Origin of the sequence: Microbacterium sp. NPDC056044 (assembly GCF_042267145.1) — a bacterium.
In the GTDB taxonomy this organism is placed as follows: Bacteria; Actinomycetota; Actinomycetes; order Actinomycetales; family Microbacteriaceae; genus Microbacterium.
Genome location: NZ_JBHJWZ010000006.1, coordinates 113,989 through 130,685, shown reverse-complemented (window position 1 = coordinate 130,685; position 16,697 = coordinate 113,989). Strand labels below are relative to the sequence as shown.

General features: G+C 71.8%; 13 protein-coding genes. 12 read left to right on the top strand and 1 reads right to left on the bottom strand.

Annotated elements, in window-relative coordinates:
* The first annotated feature begins 37 nt into the window (after nucleotides 1-37).
* The 12 genes from ACFC1I_RS17750 to ACFC1I_RS17695 all read left to right on the top strand — a co-directional run bounded on the left by ACFC1I_RS17750 (nucleotide 38) and on the right by ACFC1I_RS17695 (nucleotide 15,028).
* A complete protein-coding gene (locus tag ACFC1I_RS17750) occupies nucleotides 38-1,723 on the top strand; it encodes an ABC-F family ATP-binding cassette domain-containing protein (RefSeq protein WP_376012405.1) in 1,686 nt (561 codons plus the stop codon).
* Nucleotides 1,724-1,841: 118 nt separating this feature from the next.
* Complete coding sequence (locus tag ACFC1I_RS17745) at nucleotides 1,842-2,024, top strand: PspC domain-containing protein (RefSeq protein WP_376012402.1); 183 nt, start codon at nucleotides 1,842-1,844, stop codon at nucleotides 2,022-2,024.
* A 39-nt stretch (nucleotides 2,025-2,063) separates the two neighbouring features.
* A complete protein-coding gene (locus ACFC1I_RS17740) occupies nucleotides 2,064-2,246 on the top strand; it encodes a PspC domain-containing protein (RefSeq protein WP_376012400.1) in 183 nt (60 codons plus the stop codon).
* Between the two features lie 51 nt (nucleotides 2,247-2,297).
* Nucleotides 2,298-7,103 (top strand): DNA glycosylase AlkZ-like family protein, encoded by a 4,806-nt coding sequence (locus ACFC1I_RS17735; RefSeq protein ID WP_376012397.1) that lies wholly within the window; start codon nucleotides 2,298-2,300, stop codon nucleotides 7,101-7,103.
* Nucleotides 7,096-7,884 carry a DNA-formamidopyrimidine glycosylase family protein gene (locus ACFC1I_RS17730; protein ID WP_376012394.1) on the top strand — a complete coding sequence of 263 codons (789 nt, stop codon included), beginning with the start codon at nucleotides 7,096-7,098 and terminating at the stop codon, nucleotides 7,882-7,884. Before ACFC1I_RS17735 ends, ACFC1I_RS17730 begins: the two co-directional genes overlap by 8 nt.
* Nucleotides 7,885-8,190: 306 nt before the next feature.
* On the top strand, nucleotides 8,191-9,378 hold the full coding sequence (locus ACFC1I_RS17725; protein WP_376013096.1) for an ABC transporter ATP-binding protein: 1,188 nt from the start codon (nucleotides 8,191-8,193) through the stop codon (nucleotides 9,376-9,378).
* 130 nt (nucleotides 9,379-9,508) lie between these two features.
* A complete protein-coding gene (locus ACFC1I_RS17720; protein ID WP_376012391.1) occupies nucleotides 9,509-10,693 on the top strand; it encodes a spermidine/putrescine ABC transporter substrate-binding protein in 1,185 nt (394 codons plus the stop codon).
* Nucleotides 10,686-11,636 (top strand): ABC transporter permease, encoded by a 951-nt coding sequence (locus tag ACFC1I_RS17715; RefSeq protein ID WP_376012389.1) that lies wholly within the window; start codon nucleotides 10,686-10,688, stop codon nucleotides 11,634-11,636. Before ACFC1I_RS17720 ends, ACFC1I_RS17715 begins: the two co-directional genes overlap by 8 nt.
* A complete protein-coding gene (locus ACFC1I_RS17710; protein ID WP_376012386.1) occupies nucleotides 11,633-12,562 on the top strand; it encodes an ABC transporter permease in 930 nt (309 codons plus the stop codon). Before ACFC1I_RS17715 ends, ACFC1I_RS17710 begins: the two co-directional genes overlap by 4 nt.
* Nucleotides 12,563-12,590: 28 nt before the next feature.
* Complete coding sequence (locus ACFC1I_RS17705) at nucleotides 12,591-13,148, top strand: cysteine hydrolase family protein (RefSeq protein WP_376012383.1); 558 nt, start codon at nucleotides 12,591-12,593, stop codon at nucleotides 13,146-13,148.
* 111 nt (nucleotides 13,149-13,259) lie between these two features.
* Nucleotides 13,260-14,690: an NAD(P)/FAD-dependent oxidoreductase gene (locus ACFC1I_RS17700; protein WP_376012381.1), complete on the top strand. Its 1,431-nt coding sequence runs from the start codon at nucleotides 13,260-13,262 to the stop codon at nucleotides 14,688-14,690.
* Nucleotides 14,687-15,028, top strand: a complete 342-nt coding sequence (locus tag ACFC1I_RS17695) for a cupin domain-containing protein (RefSeq protein WP_376012378.1) — start codon at nucleotides 14,687-14,689, stop codon at nucleotides 15,026-15,028. The genes ACFC1I_RS17700 and ACFC1I_RS17695 overlap by 4 nt, the downstream gene beginning before the upstream one ends.
* Before the next feature lie 9 nt (nucleotides 15,029-15,037).
* On the opposite strand, the gene ACFC1I_RS17690 is transcribed toward ACFC1I_RS17695, so the two are convergent.
* Nucleotides 15,038-16,621, bottom strand: a complete 1,584-nt coding sequence (locus tag ACFC1I_RS17690; RefSeq protein ID WP_376012376.1) for a PucR family transcriptional regulator — start codon at nucleotides 16,619-16,621, stop codon at nucleotides 15,038-15,040.
* Nucleotides 16,622-16,697: the final 76 nt, after the last annotated feature.

Genomic DNA, 16,697 nt, shown 5'->3' with positions numbered 1-16,697 from the left:
CCATCGGTGTCAGCGCACGTCTGACACAGGAGGCCTCATGCCCGCACACACCCTCACCCCTGCCATCGTCCTCGACCGGGTCTCGTTCACCTGGCCCGACGGATCCGCCGCCCTCGCGGACGTCTCCGGCTCGTTCGGCACCGGCCGCACCGGCCTCGTCGGCCGCAACGGCTCCGGCAAGTCCACGCTCCTTCGCCTCATCGCAGGCGAGCTCGCGCCATCGGGCGGTCACATCGCCGGGGCGACGGATGCTGCGTACCTACCGCAGCGCCTGACGCTCGACGTCGACCGGCCCGTCGCCGACCTGCTCGGCGTGGGCGACACGCTCCGGGCGCTGCGCGCCATCGAGTCCGGCGACGCCGACCCCCGTCACTTCGACGCGGTCGGCACCGACTGGGACATCGAAGCGCGGGCGCACGCGGCGCTGGCCGACGCCGGACTCGCCCCCGACATGCTCGACCGCAGCGTCGGACAGCTGTCGGGCGGCGAGGCCGTGCTCACGGCGATCGCCGGCATCCGCCTGCGCGGTGCACCCATCGCGCTGCTCGACGAACCCACCAACAACCTCGACCGCGAAGCGCGGGCGCGCCTGTACGACATGGTGCGCGCGTGGCGCGGGACGCTCGTCGTGGTCAGCCACGACACGTCGCTGCTCGAGCTGATGGACGACACTGCCGAGCTCTACGCGAACGAGCTGTCGGTGTTCGGCGGCCCCTACTCCGAGTGGCGGGCGTGGCTGGATGCCGAACAGGGCGCCGCGCGCGACGCCGAACGCGCTGCTCGGCAGGCCGTCAAGCGCGAGAAGCGCCAGCGCATCGAGGCCGAGACGACCCTCTCGCGCCGCGCCGAGATGGGGCAGAAGGCGTTCGACGAGAAGCGCGTGCCGAAGATCATCGCGAACGGGCGGCGCATGGCCGCCCAGGTGTCGGCGGGCAAGCTGCGTGGCGAGAAGGCCGACCGCGAGGCATCCGCTCGCGAAGCGCTCGACCTCGCCGAACGCCGCGTGCGCGACGACGACATCGTGAAGATCGACCTGCCCGACCCCGGGGTTCCGGCCGGGCGCCGCATCGCCACCCTCGGCGACGGCGAGCGCTCATGGATCATCCAGGGCCCCGAGCGCGTCGCGCTGATCGGCCCCAACGGCGCCGGCAAGACGACGCTGCTGGAGAAGCTGGTCGCTCCCGTGGTCGGCTTCGAACCGTTTGCAGGATCCGATCCGGATGCGGCCGGCCAGAACCCCGAGTATCCGGGAGTCGCCGCCGACCGCGCGCCATCGGTCCTGCAAACGGCACACGCGGAGCTGCACACCGACCGGGTCGGCTACCTGCCTCAGCGCGTGGACGGACTCGACGACGCGGCATCCGTGCTCGACAACGTCGCGCCGTCAGCACCGAACGTCACGATCGTCGAGCTGCGCAACCGGCTCGCGAGGTTCCTCATCCGAGGGGCCGCGGTCGAGCGCCCGGTCGGGACGCTGTCGGGCGGCGAGCGGTTCCGGGTCGCGCTCGCGCGGCTCATGCTCGCCGATCCGCCGCCGCAGCTGCTCGTGTTCGACGAGCCGACGAACAACCTCGACCTCGACACGGTCGACCAGCTCGTCGATGCGATCGCGGCGTACCGCGGCGCGGTGCTCGTCGTCAGCCACGACGACGCGTTCCTGGAGCGCATCGGCGTGAGCCTCGTGCTCGAGCTCGACCGCGACGGCACGCTCACCGAGCGCTGAAGCCCGGGCCGCGGCATCTGTCATCTCCGGAACGGGAGACGGATGCCGCGGCCTGCCCCGGCGCGAGTCGGGGGCCTGCACCCGTGCGGGCACCCACCGACACGACCAGGATGGAACCATGAACGCACTCGTGAGACCTCAGCAGGGCCGATGGGTCGCCGGCGTCTGCGCCGCCGTCGCCAACCGCTTCGGGTGGAACGTCACCCTCGTGCGCATCCTCACCCTGATCGCGATGGTCTTCTTCGGCCTGTCGCTGTGGATCTACATCCTGCTGTGGATCCTGGTGCCCTCCGAGCGCTGACCCCTGGTGCGCGCCGGTGCGCCAGGCCATGATGAACGCATGCATCGCCTGGTCCGCCCCGTAAAAGGACGCATGATCGCCGGAGTCTGCCAAGGCATCGCCGATCGCTTCGGCTGCAGCGTGGTGCCGGTGCGCGTGCTCACGGTCGCCGCGACCGTCTTCTTCGGCATCTCGATCCCGATGTACCTGGTGCTCTGGATCCTGATGCCCGACGAGCGCTGAGTCAGCCGGTAACCCTGCCCCGATGTCGGTGATCCCGACCAAGATGGAGTGATGGGCGACGTCCTCGAGCGGTTCGGTCCTGCCACGCAGGACTGGTTCCGCGGCGCCTTCCATGCCCCGACCGACGCGCAGAAGGGCGCGTGGGAGGCGATCTCCGCCGGCAAGCATGCGCTCGTCGTCGCACCGACGGGCTCGGGCAAGACGCTGTCGGCGTTCCTGTGGGCGATCGACCGCGTCTTCCACGACAAGGCCCCGGCGTCGCCGGCTCCCGAGGGCAAGAAGAAGCGACGGGATGCCGCGGCCCCCGCCACCCGCATCCTCTACATCTCCCCTCTCAAGGCGCTCGGCGTCGACGTCGAGCGCAACCTCCGGTCGCCGCTCGTCGGGATCGGGCAGTCCGCGCGGCGCCTCGGGCTGAGCGTGCCCGATGTCACCGTGGGCGTGCGGTCGGGTGACACCCCCGCGGGTGACCGGCGCAAGCTGGTGCAGACCCCGCCCGACATCCTCATCACCACGCCCGAGTCGCTGTACCTCATGCTCACGAGCCGCGCGGGCGAGACGCTGCGCGACGTGCACACCGTGATCGTCGACGAGGTGCACGCGGTCGCGGCGACGAAGCGCGGCGCCCACCTGGCCGTGAGCATGGAGCGACTCGACGCGCTGCGACGCTCGTTCGCACCCGATGCTCCGCCTGCGCAGCGCATCGGCCTGTCGGCGACCGTGCGTCCGATCGACGAGGTCGCGCGCTTCCTCGGCGGTGCGGAGCCCGTCGAGATCGTGGCGCCCAAGGCCTCGAAGGCGTTCGACATGAAGGTCGTCGTGCCGATCGGCGACATGCTGAACCCGCCTCCGCCGCCGAGCCCGTTCGGCTCCGACGGCGACGGCGCGTGGGAAGAGCCGGGCGCGGCGGCGGACGACCCGATCGACGAGGACTGGTTCGCCGACGGCCAGTCGGGCGCGCGGCCACGGGCCTCCGGTGCGGACGAGACCGAGATGACCGGATCGGTGTGGCCGCACGTCGAAGAGGCGATCGTCGACCGGATCCTGCTGCAGCGCTCGACGATCGTCTTCTGCAACTCGCGACGTCTCGCCGAGCGGCTCACCGGCCGGCTGAACGAGATCTACTCGGAGCGCCTCGGCCTCGACCTGCCCGAGCAGACGGTGCCCGCCGCGATGATGGCGCAGGCCGGCGCGACAGCGGGCGCCGACCCGGTGCTCGCGAAGGCGCACCACGGCTCGGTGTCGAAAGAGCAGCGGGCGCAGGTCGAGGAAGAGCTGAAGTCCGGCGTCCTGCGCTGCGTCGTCGCGACGTCGAGCCTCGAGCTCGGCATCGACATGGGCGCGGTCGACCTGGTGATCCAGGTCGAGGCGCCGCCGAGCGCGGCGTCGGGACTCCAGCGCATCGGCCGCGCGGGCCACCAGGTCGGCGAGGTGAGCCGCGCCGCCTTGTTCCCGAAGCACCGCGGCGACGTTCTCCACACCGCGATCGTCACCGAACGCATGCTCGCGGGCCAGATCGAGGCGATCGCGATCCCCCAGAACCCGCTCGACATCCTCGCCCAGCAGACGGTGGCCGCCGCCGCCATCGGCCCCGTCGACGTCGAGGGCTGGTACGACACGCTCAAGCGCAGCGCGCCGTTCCGCTCGCTCCCCCGCTCCGCCTATGAGGCGACGCTCGACCTGATCGCCGGCCGGTTCCCGTCCGACGAGTTCGCCGAACTCCGTCCCCGCGTCATCTGGGATCGCGACCTCGGCGTGCTCACCGGCCGCCCGGGTGCCCAGCACATCGCGGTGACGAGCGGCGGCACGATCCCCGACCGCGGCCTGTTCGGCGTCTTCATCGCCGGCGAATCGCAGAACGCGCGCGTCGGCGAGCTCGACGAGGAGATGGTCTACGAGTCGCGGGTCAACGACGTCTTCACGCTCGGCACCACGAGCTGGCGCATCGTCGAGATCACCCACGACCGCGTCAACGTCGTGCCGGCGTTCGGGCAGCCGGGCAAGGTGCCGTTCTGGCACGGCGACGGCATCGGACGCCCCGCCGAGCTCGGCGAAGCGCTCGGCAAGTTCTCCCGCGAGGTGTCGGCGGCGAAGCCCGACAAGGCCGAGTCGCGACTGCGCGAGGCGGGCCTCGACGAGTACGCCCAAGACAATCTGCTCGCATACCTCGCCGAGCAGCGCGAGGCGACCGGCACCCTGCCGACCGACCGCCAGCTCACGGTGGAGCGCGGACGCGACGAGGTCGGCGACTGGCGCGTGATCCTGCACTCGCCGTACGGCATGCAGGTGCACGCGCCGTGGGCGCTCGCGGTCAACGCGCGCATCCGCGAGCGGCTCGGCGTGGACGGATCGGCGGTCGCGAGCGACGACGGCATCATCGCGAGGATTCCGGATGCTACGGCCGAGCCTCCGGGCGCGGACCTCTTCGTGTTCGATCCCGACGAGCTGGACCAGATCGTCACCGAAGAGGTGGGCGGCTCGGCGCTGTTCGCCTCACGGTTCCGCGAGTGCGCCGCCCGCGCGCTGCTGATGCCGCGCCGCAACCCCGGCAAGCGCACGCCGCTGTGGCAGCAGCGCCAGCGCTCGGCCCAGCTGCTCGAGGTCGCGCGCCGCTACCCGACGTTCCCGATCATCCTCGAGACCCTCCGCGAGGTCCTGCAGGACGTCTACGACGTCCCCTCGCTGCTGCGCCTCATGCGCGGGATCGGCGAGCGCAAGATCCGGCTCATCGAGACCGAGCCCGCGCAGCCCTCGCCGTTCGCCCGGGATCTCCTCTTCGGCTACGTCGGCGCGTTCATGTACGAGGGCGACTCGCCGCTCGCCGAGCGCCGCGCCGCCGCGCTCTCGGTCGACCCCGCGCTGCTGTCGGAGCTGCTCGGCAAGGTCGAGATGCGCGAGCTCCTCGACCCCGACGTCATCGCCCAGTTCGAGCGCGAGGCCCAGCGCCTCGACCCCGAGCGCCGCGCGCGAGGGCTCGAGGGCGTCGCCGACCTGCTGCGCCTGCTCGGTCCGCTCGACGCGGCCGAGGCCGCCGCCCGTCTCGAGTCCGGCCCCGCCCCGGACGGGGCCGAAACAGGACACGCGACCGAGGCCGAGGCATCCGCTCTCCTCGATGCGCTCGTCACCGCCCGCCGCGCCATCCCCGTCACCATCGCGGGGATCACGCGCGTCGCGGCGATCGAAGATGCCGGGCGGCTGCGCGATGCGCTCGGCGCGGCGCTGCCCGTGGGCATCCCGACGGCGTTCCTCGAGCCGGTGGCCGACCCGCTCGGCGATCTCGTCGCGCGGTACGCGCGCACGCACGGGCCTTTCACGGCGGATGCGCTGGCCGACCGCCTCGGCGTCGGGGTCGCCGTCGCGCGACTCACCCTGCAGCGGCTCGAGTCGCAGGGACGCGTCACGAGCGGCTTCTTCCTCCCCGAGTCGTCGACCACCGCACGCGCCGACGAGGCGGAGTGGTGCGACACCGAGGTGCTGCGCCGGCTGCGCATGCGCTCACTCGCCGCGATCCGGGGCAGCGTCGAGCCCGTCCCGCAGCACGCCTACGCGCGGTTCCTGCCCGTGTGGCAGCACGTGACCCGTCCGCTCGAGGGCATCGACGGAGTCGCCGCCGTGGTGGAGCAGCTGGCCGGGGTGCCGATCCCCGCGAGCGCGTGGGAGTCGCTGGTGCTCCCGGCACGCGTCGCCGACTACACCCCCGGCATGCTCGACGAGCTCACCGCCACCGGCGAGGTGGTGTGGTCGGGGCATGGCAGCCTGCCCGGCCGCGACGGCTGGATCGCGCTGCACCCCGCCGATGCGGTGCCGCTCACGCTGGCCCTCCCCGACGAGGCCGAAACGGTCGCTGCGGGATCGCTCGACGCACAGGTGCTATCGGCCCTGGCGGGCGGCGGGGCGTACTTCGCCGCGCAGCTGCGCCAGGCGACGGGCGCCGAGAACGAGCAGTCCGTGGTGGACGCGCTGTGGCGCCTGACGTGGGCGGGCCTCGTGACGAACGACACGTTCGCTCCCGTCCGGGCGCTGGTCTCCGGCGGATCGCAGGCCCATCGCGTGAGCCGCCGCACGCCACGGGCCCGGCTCTACCGGGGCGCGGCGGTGAGGGCGGTGGCAGCATCCGTTCCCGCTCGTCCGCCCGCGATCGGCGGACGATGGTCACTGCTGCCCGAGGCCGAGCCCGACGCCGCGCTGCGGGCGACCGCCACGGCGAGCCTGCTCCTCGACCGCTACGGCGTCGTCACGCGCGGTGCGGTGCAGTCCGAGGGTGTGCCCGGCGGGTTCGCCCAGACGTACCGGGTGCTGGCCGGATTCGAAGAGGCGGGCCACTGCCGGCGCGGCTATGTCATCGAGAAGCTCGGCGCGGCGCAGTTCGCCGCATCGGCGACCGTCGACCGGCTGCGCGAGTTCGCGGGGCTCGCCGACCCGCCGCCGCTGATGGCGGTCACGATGGCGGCGACCGACCCCGCCAATCCGTATGGCGCGGCGCTCGCGTGGCCGGCGCTCGAGGGCGTCTCGCACCGCCCGGGGCGCAAGGCCGGCGCCCTCGTCGTGCTCGTCGACGGCGCGCTCGCGCTCTACCTCGAACGGGGCGGCAAGTCCGCGCTCGCCTTCACCGGTGACGAGGCGGCGCTGGCGGCCGCCACCCGCGACCTCGCGGCGACCGCGCGGGCGCGACGCCTCGACACCCTCACGATCGAGCAGGTGAACGGCGCGTTCGTGTACGGCACCTCCGTCGGCCGGGCCCTCCGGGAGGCGGGCTTCGTGGAGTCCCCCCGCGGGCTCACGCTGCGCCGGCTCACGGCGGGCGACGCGCTGCGAGAGGCGCAGGGACCGGACGGCAGGGCGAGCGCCCGTGCCTGAGGGCGACACCGTGTATCGAACCGCCCGGCGGCTGAACACCGCCCTCGCCGGCGCGACCGTCACCCGGTTCGAGCTGCGCGTACCCCAGGCGGCGACGGTCGACCTCACCGGCGACGTCGTGCACGACGTCGTCGCGCGCGGCAAGCACCTGCTGCATCGCATCGGCCCGTGGACGCTCCACACCCACCTCAAGATGGAGGGCGAGTGGCACGTGTACCGGCGCGGCGAGCGCTGGCGAGCGCCCGGCTTCCGGGCCCGCGCCGTCATCGGCGCGCGGGCCGCCGACGGCACCGAGTGGGAGACGGTCGGCTTCGACCTCGCCGACATCAAGGTCGTGCCCACGACGGCCGAGGACGAACTCGTCGGCCACCTCGGCCCCGATCCGCTCTCCGCGACCTGGGACCCCGCGACGGCCGCGCAGAACCTCGCGGCCGATCCGCGCGCCGTGCATGTCGCCCTGCAAGACCAACGCAACGTCGCCGGCTTCGGCAACGAGTACGTCAACGAGATCCTCTTCGTGCGCGGCGTCCTGCCGACGACGCCCGCGAACGAGACGGATGCTGCGGCCATGATCGATCTCGGATCACGCATGATCCGCGCCAACCGCGACCGCGCCGACCGCACGTTCACCGGCGACACCCGGCCCGGGCGCACCGACTGGGTGTACCGCCGCGAAGGCCGCGCGTGCCGCCGCTGCGGCACCCTCATCCGCGGTGGGAGCCTGGGCGCCGATCCGACGCGCGAGCGCATCGTGTTCTGGTGCCCGAGCTGCCAGCGCTGAGCCTCGGTGCCGGGCCCGCTGAACCTGGGTTCCGCACGGTTTGATCACGATGCGCGGCGGACGAACTGTCGCGCGGGGGCGAGGCATCCGCCCCTCCACGTGGTGCCGACGCCGAAACGCCGCGGTTTCCTGACCGTCACACAAGCCCGGACGATCTGTCCCACCGAGCACGGCCGACGGCCCGGATCGTCCGGTTCGGCCGCGCGTGCGTTGCGGGTGACCACAGCGCCATATTGAATACCTCCACACCCGACGGCCGTGCAGCGTTGCGCGGCCCGCGACCAGAAGGACCCTCACGAGGTGACGATGTCCACAGGCACGGCGACCGCAGCGCAGGCTTCGGCGGAGCAGGTTCCCCCCGACGGCGACGGCGCACGCGGGGCCGTCACACTGTCGGGCATCACCAAGTACTACGGCGAGCAGGTCGCCGTCGACGACCTCTCGCTCGAGATCCAGCCCGGCGAGTTCCTCTCCCTGCTCGGGCCCTCGGGCTGCGGCAAGACGACCACGCTGCGGATGATCGCGGGGTTCGAGCACCCCGATGCCGGCGACATCCGCATCTCGGGACGATCGGTGCTCGCCGCGCCGCCGTACAAGCGCGATGTCAACACGGTCTTCCAGGCCTACGCGCTGTTCCCGCACCTGTCGGTGGCCGAGAACGTGGCCTACGGGCTGCAGCAGCGGCGCACCCCCAAGGCCGAAGTGCGCGAGCGCGTCACGCAGGCGCTCGACATGGTGCAGATGCGCCGCTTCGGCGACCGCAAGCCCACCCAGCTATCGGGCGGGCAGCAGCAGCGCATCGCGCTGGCTCGCGCCCTCGTGAACCGGCCCGCGGTGCTTCTGCTCGACGAGCCGCTCGGGGCCCTCGACCGCCAGCTGCGCGAGGAGATGCAGCTCGAGCTCAAGCTGCTGCAGTCGCGCCTGGGCATCACGTTCGTCTTCGTGACACACGACCAGGGCGAGGCGCTGTCGATGAGCGACCGCATCGCGATCATGCGCGCCGGCCGCATCGAGCAGCTCGCCGACGCCGACACGGTGTACGCCCGGCCGGCGTCGGCGTACGTCGCCGCGTTCGTGGGGCAGCAGAACTTCTTCCGCGGACCGGCCGCCGAGGCGGGCGCGGCGATCACCTCGACGCACGCGCTGGTCAGGGCGGCGTCGCCCGTGCTCACGAGCACGAACCTCGGCGAGGCCGCGGTGCGGCCCGAGTTCATCCGCATCGAGAAGGACACGACGGCCGAGACCCGATCCGACGCCAACACCGCGAGGGGCGAACTGATCGGAGTCTCCCACCTCGGCGACACGATGCAGTACCTGGTGCGGCTCGGCGGCGATCAGAGCCTCATCGTGCGGCGACCGACGCCCGACGCCCCGGCGCTCGCGATCGGCGACCCCGTCGTGTGCACGTGGGCGGCGCACCACGTGCTGCTCTTCCCCGCCGCCGACGACGATGCCGCCGAGCAGGGCGGCTACATCTCCCCGCCGACCGCCTGACCCGACCGACGCACCACCCGACCCGACGCACCAGCCGAACCCGACGCATCACCGCACGACCCGCACGACCGTCGCACCCCGCAGCCGCAGCATCCGCTCTCCCGGCTCCCGACCGAATCCGGAGTACCCGATGACCCAGCCCCGTACGCCGCTCCGCATCCTCGCCCCCGAGAACGCGGCGCCGTTGATCGCACGCGAGCTGTCGCGCCGGCGCTTCCTGAGTCTCGCCGCGCTCGCGGGCGGCGTCACCGTGCTGGCGGCGTGCACCCCGGGCGGCAGCGGGGCACCCGCCCCGCAGGCGACCGGCGGCGCACTCGAGGACAGCCTGTCGGTGTACACGTGGGCCGAGTACGACGCCCCCGAGGTCGTCGAGGCGTTCAGCGCCGAGCTCGGCCCCAAGGTCACGCTCGACTCGTACGGCTCGAACGAGGAGCTCATCGCCAAGCTCGTCGCCGCGAAGGGCACGTCGGGCTACGACATCGTCGTGCCCACGGGCGTCTTCATCCCGCAGATGATCGAGCAGGGGCTGCTGCAGAAGCTCAACAAGGACCTGCTCCCGAACCTCGCGAACATGGACCCGGCCTTCCTCGGCCGCGCGTGGGACCCGGGCAACGACTACTCGATCTGCAAGGCCTGGGGCACGACGGGCTACGTCTACGACAAGAACGTGATCACCCGCGAGCTGACCACGTGGGCCGACTTCTTCGACGCCGCGCAGAACGAGGCGAGCGGGAAGACCGCGATGTCGGACGACCCCGCGGGCGTCGTCGGGTCGTACTTCTGGGCCAACGACATGGACTGGAACACCGACGACCCCGACGAGCTCGAGGCGGCCCGCGCCTTCCTCGTCGAGAAGGTTGCGCCCCACGTCGCCGCGTTCGACTCCGCGGCCGGCGCCAACACGATTCCGCAGGGCACGCACGCCCTGCTCATGGCGTGGAACGGCGACGCGCGCCTCGGCATGCAGGAGTCGTCGGACCCCGACCGCTGGCAGTGGGTGCTGCCCGGCCCGCAGACGGAGCTCTGGATGGACAACTGGGCGATCGCGACCGGGGCTGCCCACCCCGAGGCGGCGCACGCCTTCATCGACTTCGCGATGGCGCCCGAGAACCAGATGCTGAACCTCGAGTGGGTCGGCTACAACGTCGGCGGCAAGGACATGCAGGGGGCGGCCGAGGAAGCCGAGGTCGAGCGTCTCGACATGATCTTCTTCACGCCGGAGCAGCTCGAGAGCATGCACGAGCAGGTGCTCAACGACTCGCTGAGCACCCGCGTCGAGATCTACAACGAGGTGAAGGCTGCCGCCGGTGCGTAGTCGCACCACCCGCGCGGTGGGGCCCGCGCTGGCGGTCCCCGCCTGGGCGTGGCTGCTCGTCTTCTTCGTCGCGCCGGTCGCCATGGTCGTGTGGTTCAGCTTCGGCTACAAGCCCGGCGTGTTCGGCACCCACGCGAACGACGTCCTCTCGTTCGACCGCTACGTCGAAGCCATCTCGCCCACGTTCCTCGCGACCTTCCAGAACACCCTGTGGGTGGGGATCATCGGCACAGTCCTCTGCTTCGTGATCGGGGCCCCGGTCGCGTACTGGATGGCCTTCAAGGTGAAGCCGCAGCGCCGCGGCATCCTCATCGCCCTGGTGCTCGTGCCGTTCTGGACCAACTTCCTGGTCCGGACGATCGGCTGGCAGGTGATCCTCGCCCCCGAAGGATGGCTGTCGACCTTGATGCAGGGCATCGGCGTGCTCGACGGCCCGCTCGAGGTGCTGTACACGCGCGCCGCCGTCATCATCGGCGTGGTCTACAACTACCTGCCGCTCATGATCCTGCCGCTGTTCGTCGCGTTCGACCGGGTCGGTCCGGCACTGCGTGAGGCATCGAAGGACCTCGGCGCCGGCAAGCTCACGACGTTCCTCCGCGTGACGCTGCCGCTGTCGCAGCCCGGCATCATCGCGGGCGTGCTGCTGGTGTTCATCCCCCTGATGGGCGACTACATCACCGCCACGGTGCTCGGCGGGGCGAAGGGCAACATGGTCGGCCAGCTCGTCGCGGGGCAGTTCCAGACCGCGCAGAACTGGGCACTCGGCTCCGCGATGGCGGTGCTGCTCATGCTGCTGATCCTGGTCACGATCGGCGTGTGCGCCGTGATCATCTGGCTCGTCGCGCTGCCGTTCCGCTCCCGCCACCGGCTGGTTCTGGGGCCGGCTCCCGAGCACGCGAGAACGGATGCTGCGCCCACCGCGATCCTGGAGGCCACGACGTGACCACGCAGACCGAGACCGAGACGATCCTGCAGGCGGAGGCCCGCGATCACGGCGTCGCCCGCCCGGGCGCGGCGCCGCGCCGGCGTCCGCGCCGGTCGTGGTCGGACGCCGCCTTCGGCGTGTGGGGCCTTCTGGTCATGCTCTTCCTGTTCCTGCCGATCATCGTGATCGTCGTCCACTCCTTCAACACCGGGCGCCTGCTGGCCGTGTGGGATGGCTTCGGGTTCGACGCCTTCGCCTCGATCCTCGAGAAGCCGGCGATCCAGAACGCCGTGCGGGTATCGCTCCTCACGGCGCTGATCGCGGCGATCATCGCGACGGTGCTGGGCACCCTCGCCGGGATCGCGATGGCGCGGCACCCCGGCAAGTGGGTGTGGTGGTTCCTGGGGCTGCTGCTGCTCGTCTCGGTCACGCCGGAGATCGTCGACGCCGTCGCGCTGCTGCCGTTCATGGTGTTCCTCGGGCAAGACCTCGGGATGACGATGTTCAACGACGGCATCGTGCGTCTGTCGGTGGGCTCCTCTCTGTTCGCGACGGCCGTCGTGTCGTACATCGTGCGCGCCCGGCTGGTGGGTCAGGACGCGCAGCTGGAAGAGGCATCCGCCGATCTCTATGCCACGCCGTTCACCACGTTCCGCCGCGTCACGCTCGCACTCGCGATGCCGGCGGTGCTCGCCGGCTTCCTGCTCGCGTTCACGCTCAGCCTCGACAACACGATCGTGGCCGCGTTCGTCCAGGTGTCGGGCACGACGCCGTGGCCGGTGTACGTGCTGAGCGCGCTGCGCACGGGTCTTCGTCCCGAGATCGCCGCCGTGTCGACGATCATGCTGCTGCTGACGCTCGTCGCCCTCGCACTCGTCGCGCTCGTGCTGAAGCGCGCGGGCGACTCCGCGACGCAGATCGCCCGCACGATGACGGGCGGCTGATCCTGTTGCGCGACCCTATGCTGTTGCGGTGACCCGACTCCTGCTCCTCATCGACATCCAGCGCGACTACTTCCCGGGTGGGCGGCATCCGCTCGTCGACCCGGACGCCGCCGCCGATGCCGCCGCGCGACTGCTCGCCGGGTTCCGCACCTCGGGGGAGCGCGTCGTGCACGTGCAGCACGTGTGGGACGGCCCGGACGCGGCGTTCTTCGCCCCCGGCACGCCCGGCGTCGAGTTCGATCCGCGCGTCGCGCCCGACGGCGAGGAGCACGTCATCGTCAAGCACGAGCCGAACGCGTTCCTCGGCACGGGGCTCGAGTCGCTGCTGCGCGCCGCGGACGCCGACGAGATCGTCGTCGCCGGCATGATGTCGAGCATGTGCGTCGACGCGACCGTGCGTGCGGCGTCCGATCTCGGCTTCCGCGTCGCCGTCGCACAGGACGCATGCGCCGCCCCCGACCTCGCCTACGGCGGGCGCACCGTGCCCGGCGCGCAGGTGCACCTCGCGTTCATGGCGGCCCTCGACGGCACCTACGCCCGCGTCGCCGACGTCGACGCGCTGGTCGGCGAGCTCGTCGCCGGCTGACCCGCGACAACTTGTCCGGCCCGCCGGACAACTTCCGACAGGCAAGCCCTGCATCGACCCGGCCGACGGGTGAGGATGGGAGCACCACACACCGCATCGGAGTTGATACCCGTGGGCACGACCGTCTTCGAACGACAGCGGCCGACCGCATCCGTCGTCCAGCACTCCCTCGCCGACACGCAGCACGCGGTGTTCTGGCGCGACGACCTGCCCGAGAGCCTCCTGCCCGACCGGCCCGCGCTCGTCGGATCGCACCGCGCCGACCTGGTCGTCGTGGGCGGAGGCTACACCGGCCTGTGGACGGCGCTCCTCGCCACCGAACGCGACCCCGACGCGAAGGTCGTGGTCGTCGAGGCGCAGCGCGTCGGGTGGGCCGCGTCGGGTCGCAACGGCGGCTTCTGCGAGGCCAGCCTCACTCACGGCCACGAGAACGGCATGGCCCGCTGGCCGAAGGAGATGCCCACGCTCGACCGGCTCGGGCACGAGAACCTCGATGCGATCGAGGCCTCCGAGGCCCGCTTCGGCATGGATTTCCAGTTCGAGCGCACCGGGCAGCTCGCTCCGGCCATCGAACCGCACCAGGTCGAGTGGCTGAAGGAGTGGGCAGCCGAGGGCGATGAGGGCGTGGTCTATCTCGACCGCGCCGAGGCCCAGGCCTCGGTCCATTCCCCCACCTACCTCGCCGCGGTGTGGGAGAAGAACGCGTGCGGCATGGTCCACCCCGCTCGGATGGCCGCCGAGCTCGCCCGCGTCTGCGAGGAGCGCGGCGTCGTGATCTTCGAGCGCTCGCATGTCACCGGGCTCGACACGAGCGGACCGGGCGTGGTCGTCGTCACCGCCGACGGGCGGGTCGAGGCATCCCATGCCGCGCTCGGCACCAATGTGTTCCCGTCGCTCATCAAGCGCAACCGGCTCATGACGGTTCCGGTCTACGACTACGTGCTGATGACGGAGCCGCTGACCGACGCCCAGCTCACGTCGATCGGCTGGCAGGACCGCCAGGGCATCGGCGACATGGCCAACCAGTTCCACTACTACCGGATCACCCGGGACAACCGGATCCTGTTCGGCGGCTACGACGCGATCTACCGCTACGGCCGCAAGGTCGATCCCGCGTACGAGAATCGGCCCGAGACCTGGGCCAAGCTCGCGAGCCATTTCTTCACCACCTTTCCGCAGCTCGAAGGGCTGCGCTTCACCCACCAGTGGGCGGGCGCGATCGACACCTCGACCCAGTTCACGGCGTTCTTCGGCACCGCCCGCGACCGCCGCGTCGCCTACGCCGCCGGATTCACCGGGCTCGGCGTCGGGTCGACCCGCTTCGCCGGCGAGGTCATGCTCGACCTGCTCGACGGCGTCGAGAACGAACGCACCCAGCTCGAGATGGTGCGCAAGCGTCCGCTGCCGTTCCCGCCCGAGCCCGCCGCGTCGATGGGCATCAACGCGACCCGCTGGTCGCTCGACCGCGCCGACCACAACAAGGGCAGGCGCAACCTCCTGCTGAAGACGCTCGACGCGCTGGGCCTCGGGTTCGACTCGTGAACCCCGGACTCGTGACGGATGCCGCGTCCCTCGTGCTCGAGGTCGAGCCCGTTCCGGCAGAACAGGTGGTCGAGGGCTCACCCGCCACGGGGTTCGCCGACCTCGGCACGTTCGGCGGCGTCGAGCTCGGCGTGTGGGAGCACACGCCCGGCACGTCGACCGATGTCGAGACGGACGAGGTCTTCGTCGTGCTCTCGGGCTCGGCGACCGTGTCGTTCGACGACCCGGCGCTCGAGCCGATCGAGCTCCGACCGGGCTCTGTCACGCGCCTGACGGCGGGCATGCGCACGGTGTGGACGGTCCGCGAAACCCTCCGCAAGGTCTACATCGCGAGCTGACGCCCCGCGTCAGCGTCCTGCCGACCGCCGCACCAGCAGCGCCAGGTGCAGTGCGGTCTGGGTCTCGCCGTCGTCGAGATCGGAGCCCAGCAGCTCCTCGATGAGCGCGATGCGCTGATAGAAGACCGATCGGGACAGATGGGATGCCCCGGCCGCCGCCGTGCGATTGCCCGGGTGAGCGAGCATGGCCTCGAGAACGTCCAGCAGATCGCCCGAGCGAGACAGGTCGTAGGAGATCAGCGGTGCCAGCATCCGCTCGCCGTGCTCGAGCACGCGGTGGTCGTCCCGCAGCGCGGTGACCAGCTGCACGAGCGGCCGGTTCTCGGCGCGCCGCAGGTGCGGACCGCGGCCGGAACGCCGCCGTCGGCCGCCCGCGAGATCGACCGCCTCGTGCACCGACGCGAGCGCGGCGTCGATGCCGTCGGCGCCGCGGCCGACCGACACCGTGACGCGCTCCACGTCGGCGGCGTCGACGAGCGCGCGCACGAACGCGACCACCGCGGCGTCGTCGAACACGGCGTCGGGCGGAAGCGACACCAGCATCGTGGTCGCCGGCGCCACGACGCCCGCCGGCGCCGAGCCCGCCAGCGCGCGCCCGCGCAGGCGGCGGGCCGCAGCATCCGCTCTCTCCACCGCGACGGGCGCACCCGACACGACAAGTCCGTACAGCTTCGCGCCGCGCAGCGGCAGGCCCGCGGCTTCAAGTCGGGCAGCCGCGCCACCGACACCGGCGAAGCGCCCGGCGAGCAGCCCGTCGACGAGGCGACGCCGGCCGATGCGCGCCCACTCGTCGGCGTCGCCGTCGGCGAGGCGCCCCACCGCGAGGGCGATCGCGCCCTGCTCGAGCACCGCGGTGCGGCCGGCGGCGTGCTCGGGACCGGGGAGGGCGATGAGATTCCCCCAACGGATGCCTCGTGCCTCGACCGGAACGATCAGCCAGTCCTCCGCGCCCGCCGGGACCCCGCGCTCGCGACGCTGCTCGGATCGCCGGTGCGCAGAGCGTGAGCGCAGCTCCCACTCGGTGAAGAGCTCCTCCTCCATCGCGAGCGGCACCTCTGCGGCCACGACCTCGTAGCCCAGGTTCTCGAGCACGATAGGCGCGCCGAGCGTCTGCGCGAGCTGGTGGACGATGAAGTCCGCGGGCGATCCGCGCAGCACCAGGGCCGTGAAGCGCTCACGCACTTCGTCCCGGGCGCGCAGCGCGTCGGTCTGGCCCGTGATGATGCGGCTGTGCACGGCCTCGGTGACCGTGACGAACTTGAGCTCGCGGTGGAGCACGATGAGGGCGAGGCCGCGTTCGCGGGCGGCCTCGACGACGACTGCCGGGACATAGCGATAGTGCGTACCCAGCTCGAGCACGAGGCCGGAGAGGCCGGCGTCGGCGAGCTCGTCGATGAACCGGCTCAGGTCGCCCGGCTCGACGGGCCACGACGAGCCGGTCGACAGCAGCAGCTCGCCGCCGTTCAGCAGTCGCGCGACTCCCGCGCTGTCGGAGACGTGCAGCCAGCGCACGCGCGCATCGAGCGCATCGTCGCCGACGAGCACTTCGGGAACGCCCTGCGCGACCGCTTCGAGCGCGATCACTTCGCGCACGGTCGGGAGGATCTCATCTGCGGATCGATCTGCCGGACGATCCGTGTGAATCGTCCGATCTTCGCGACGGTCGGGC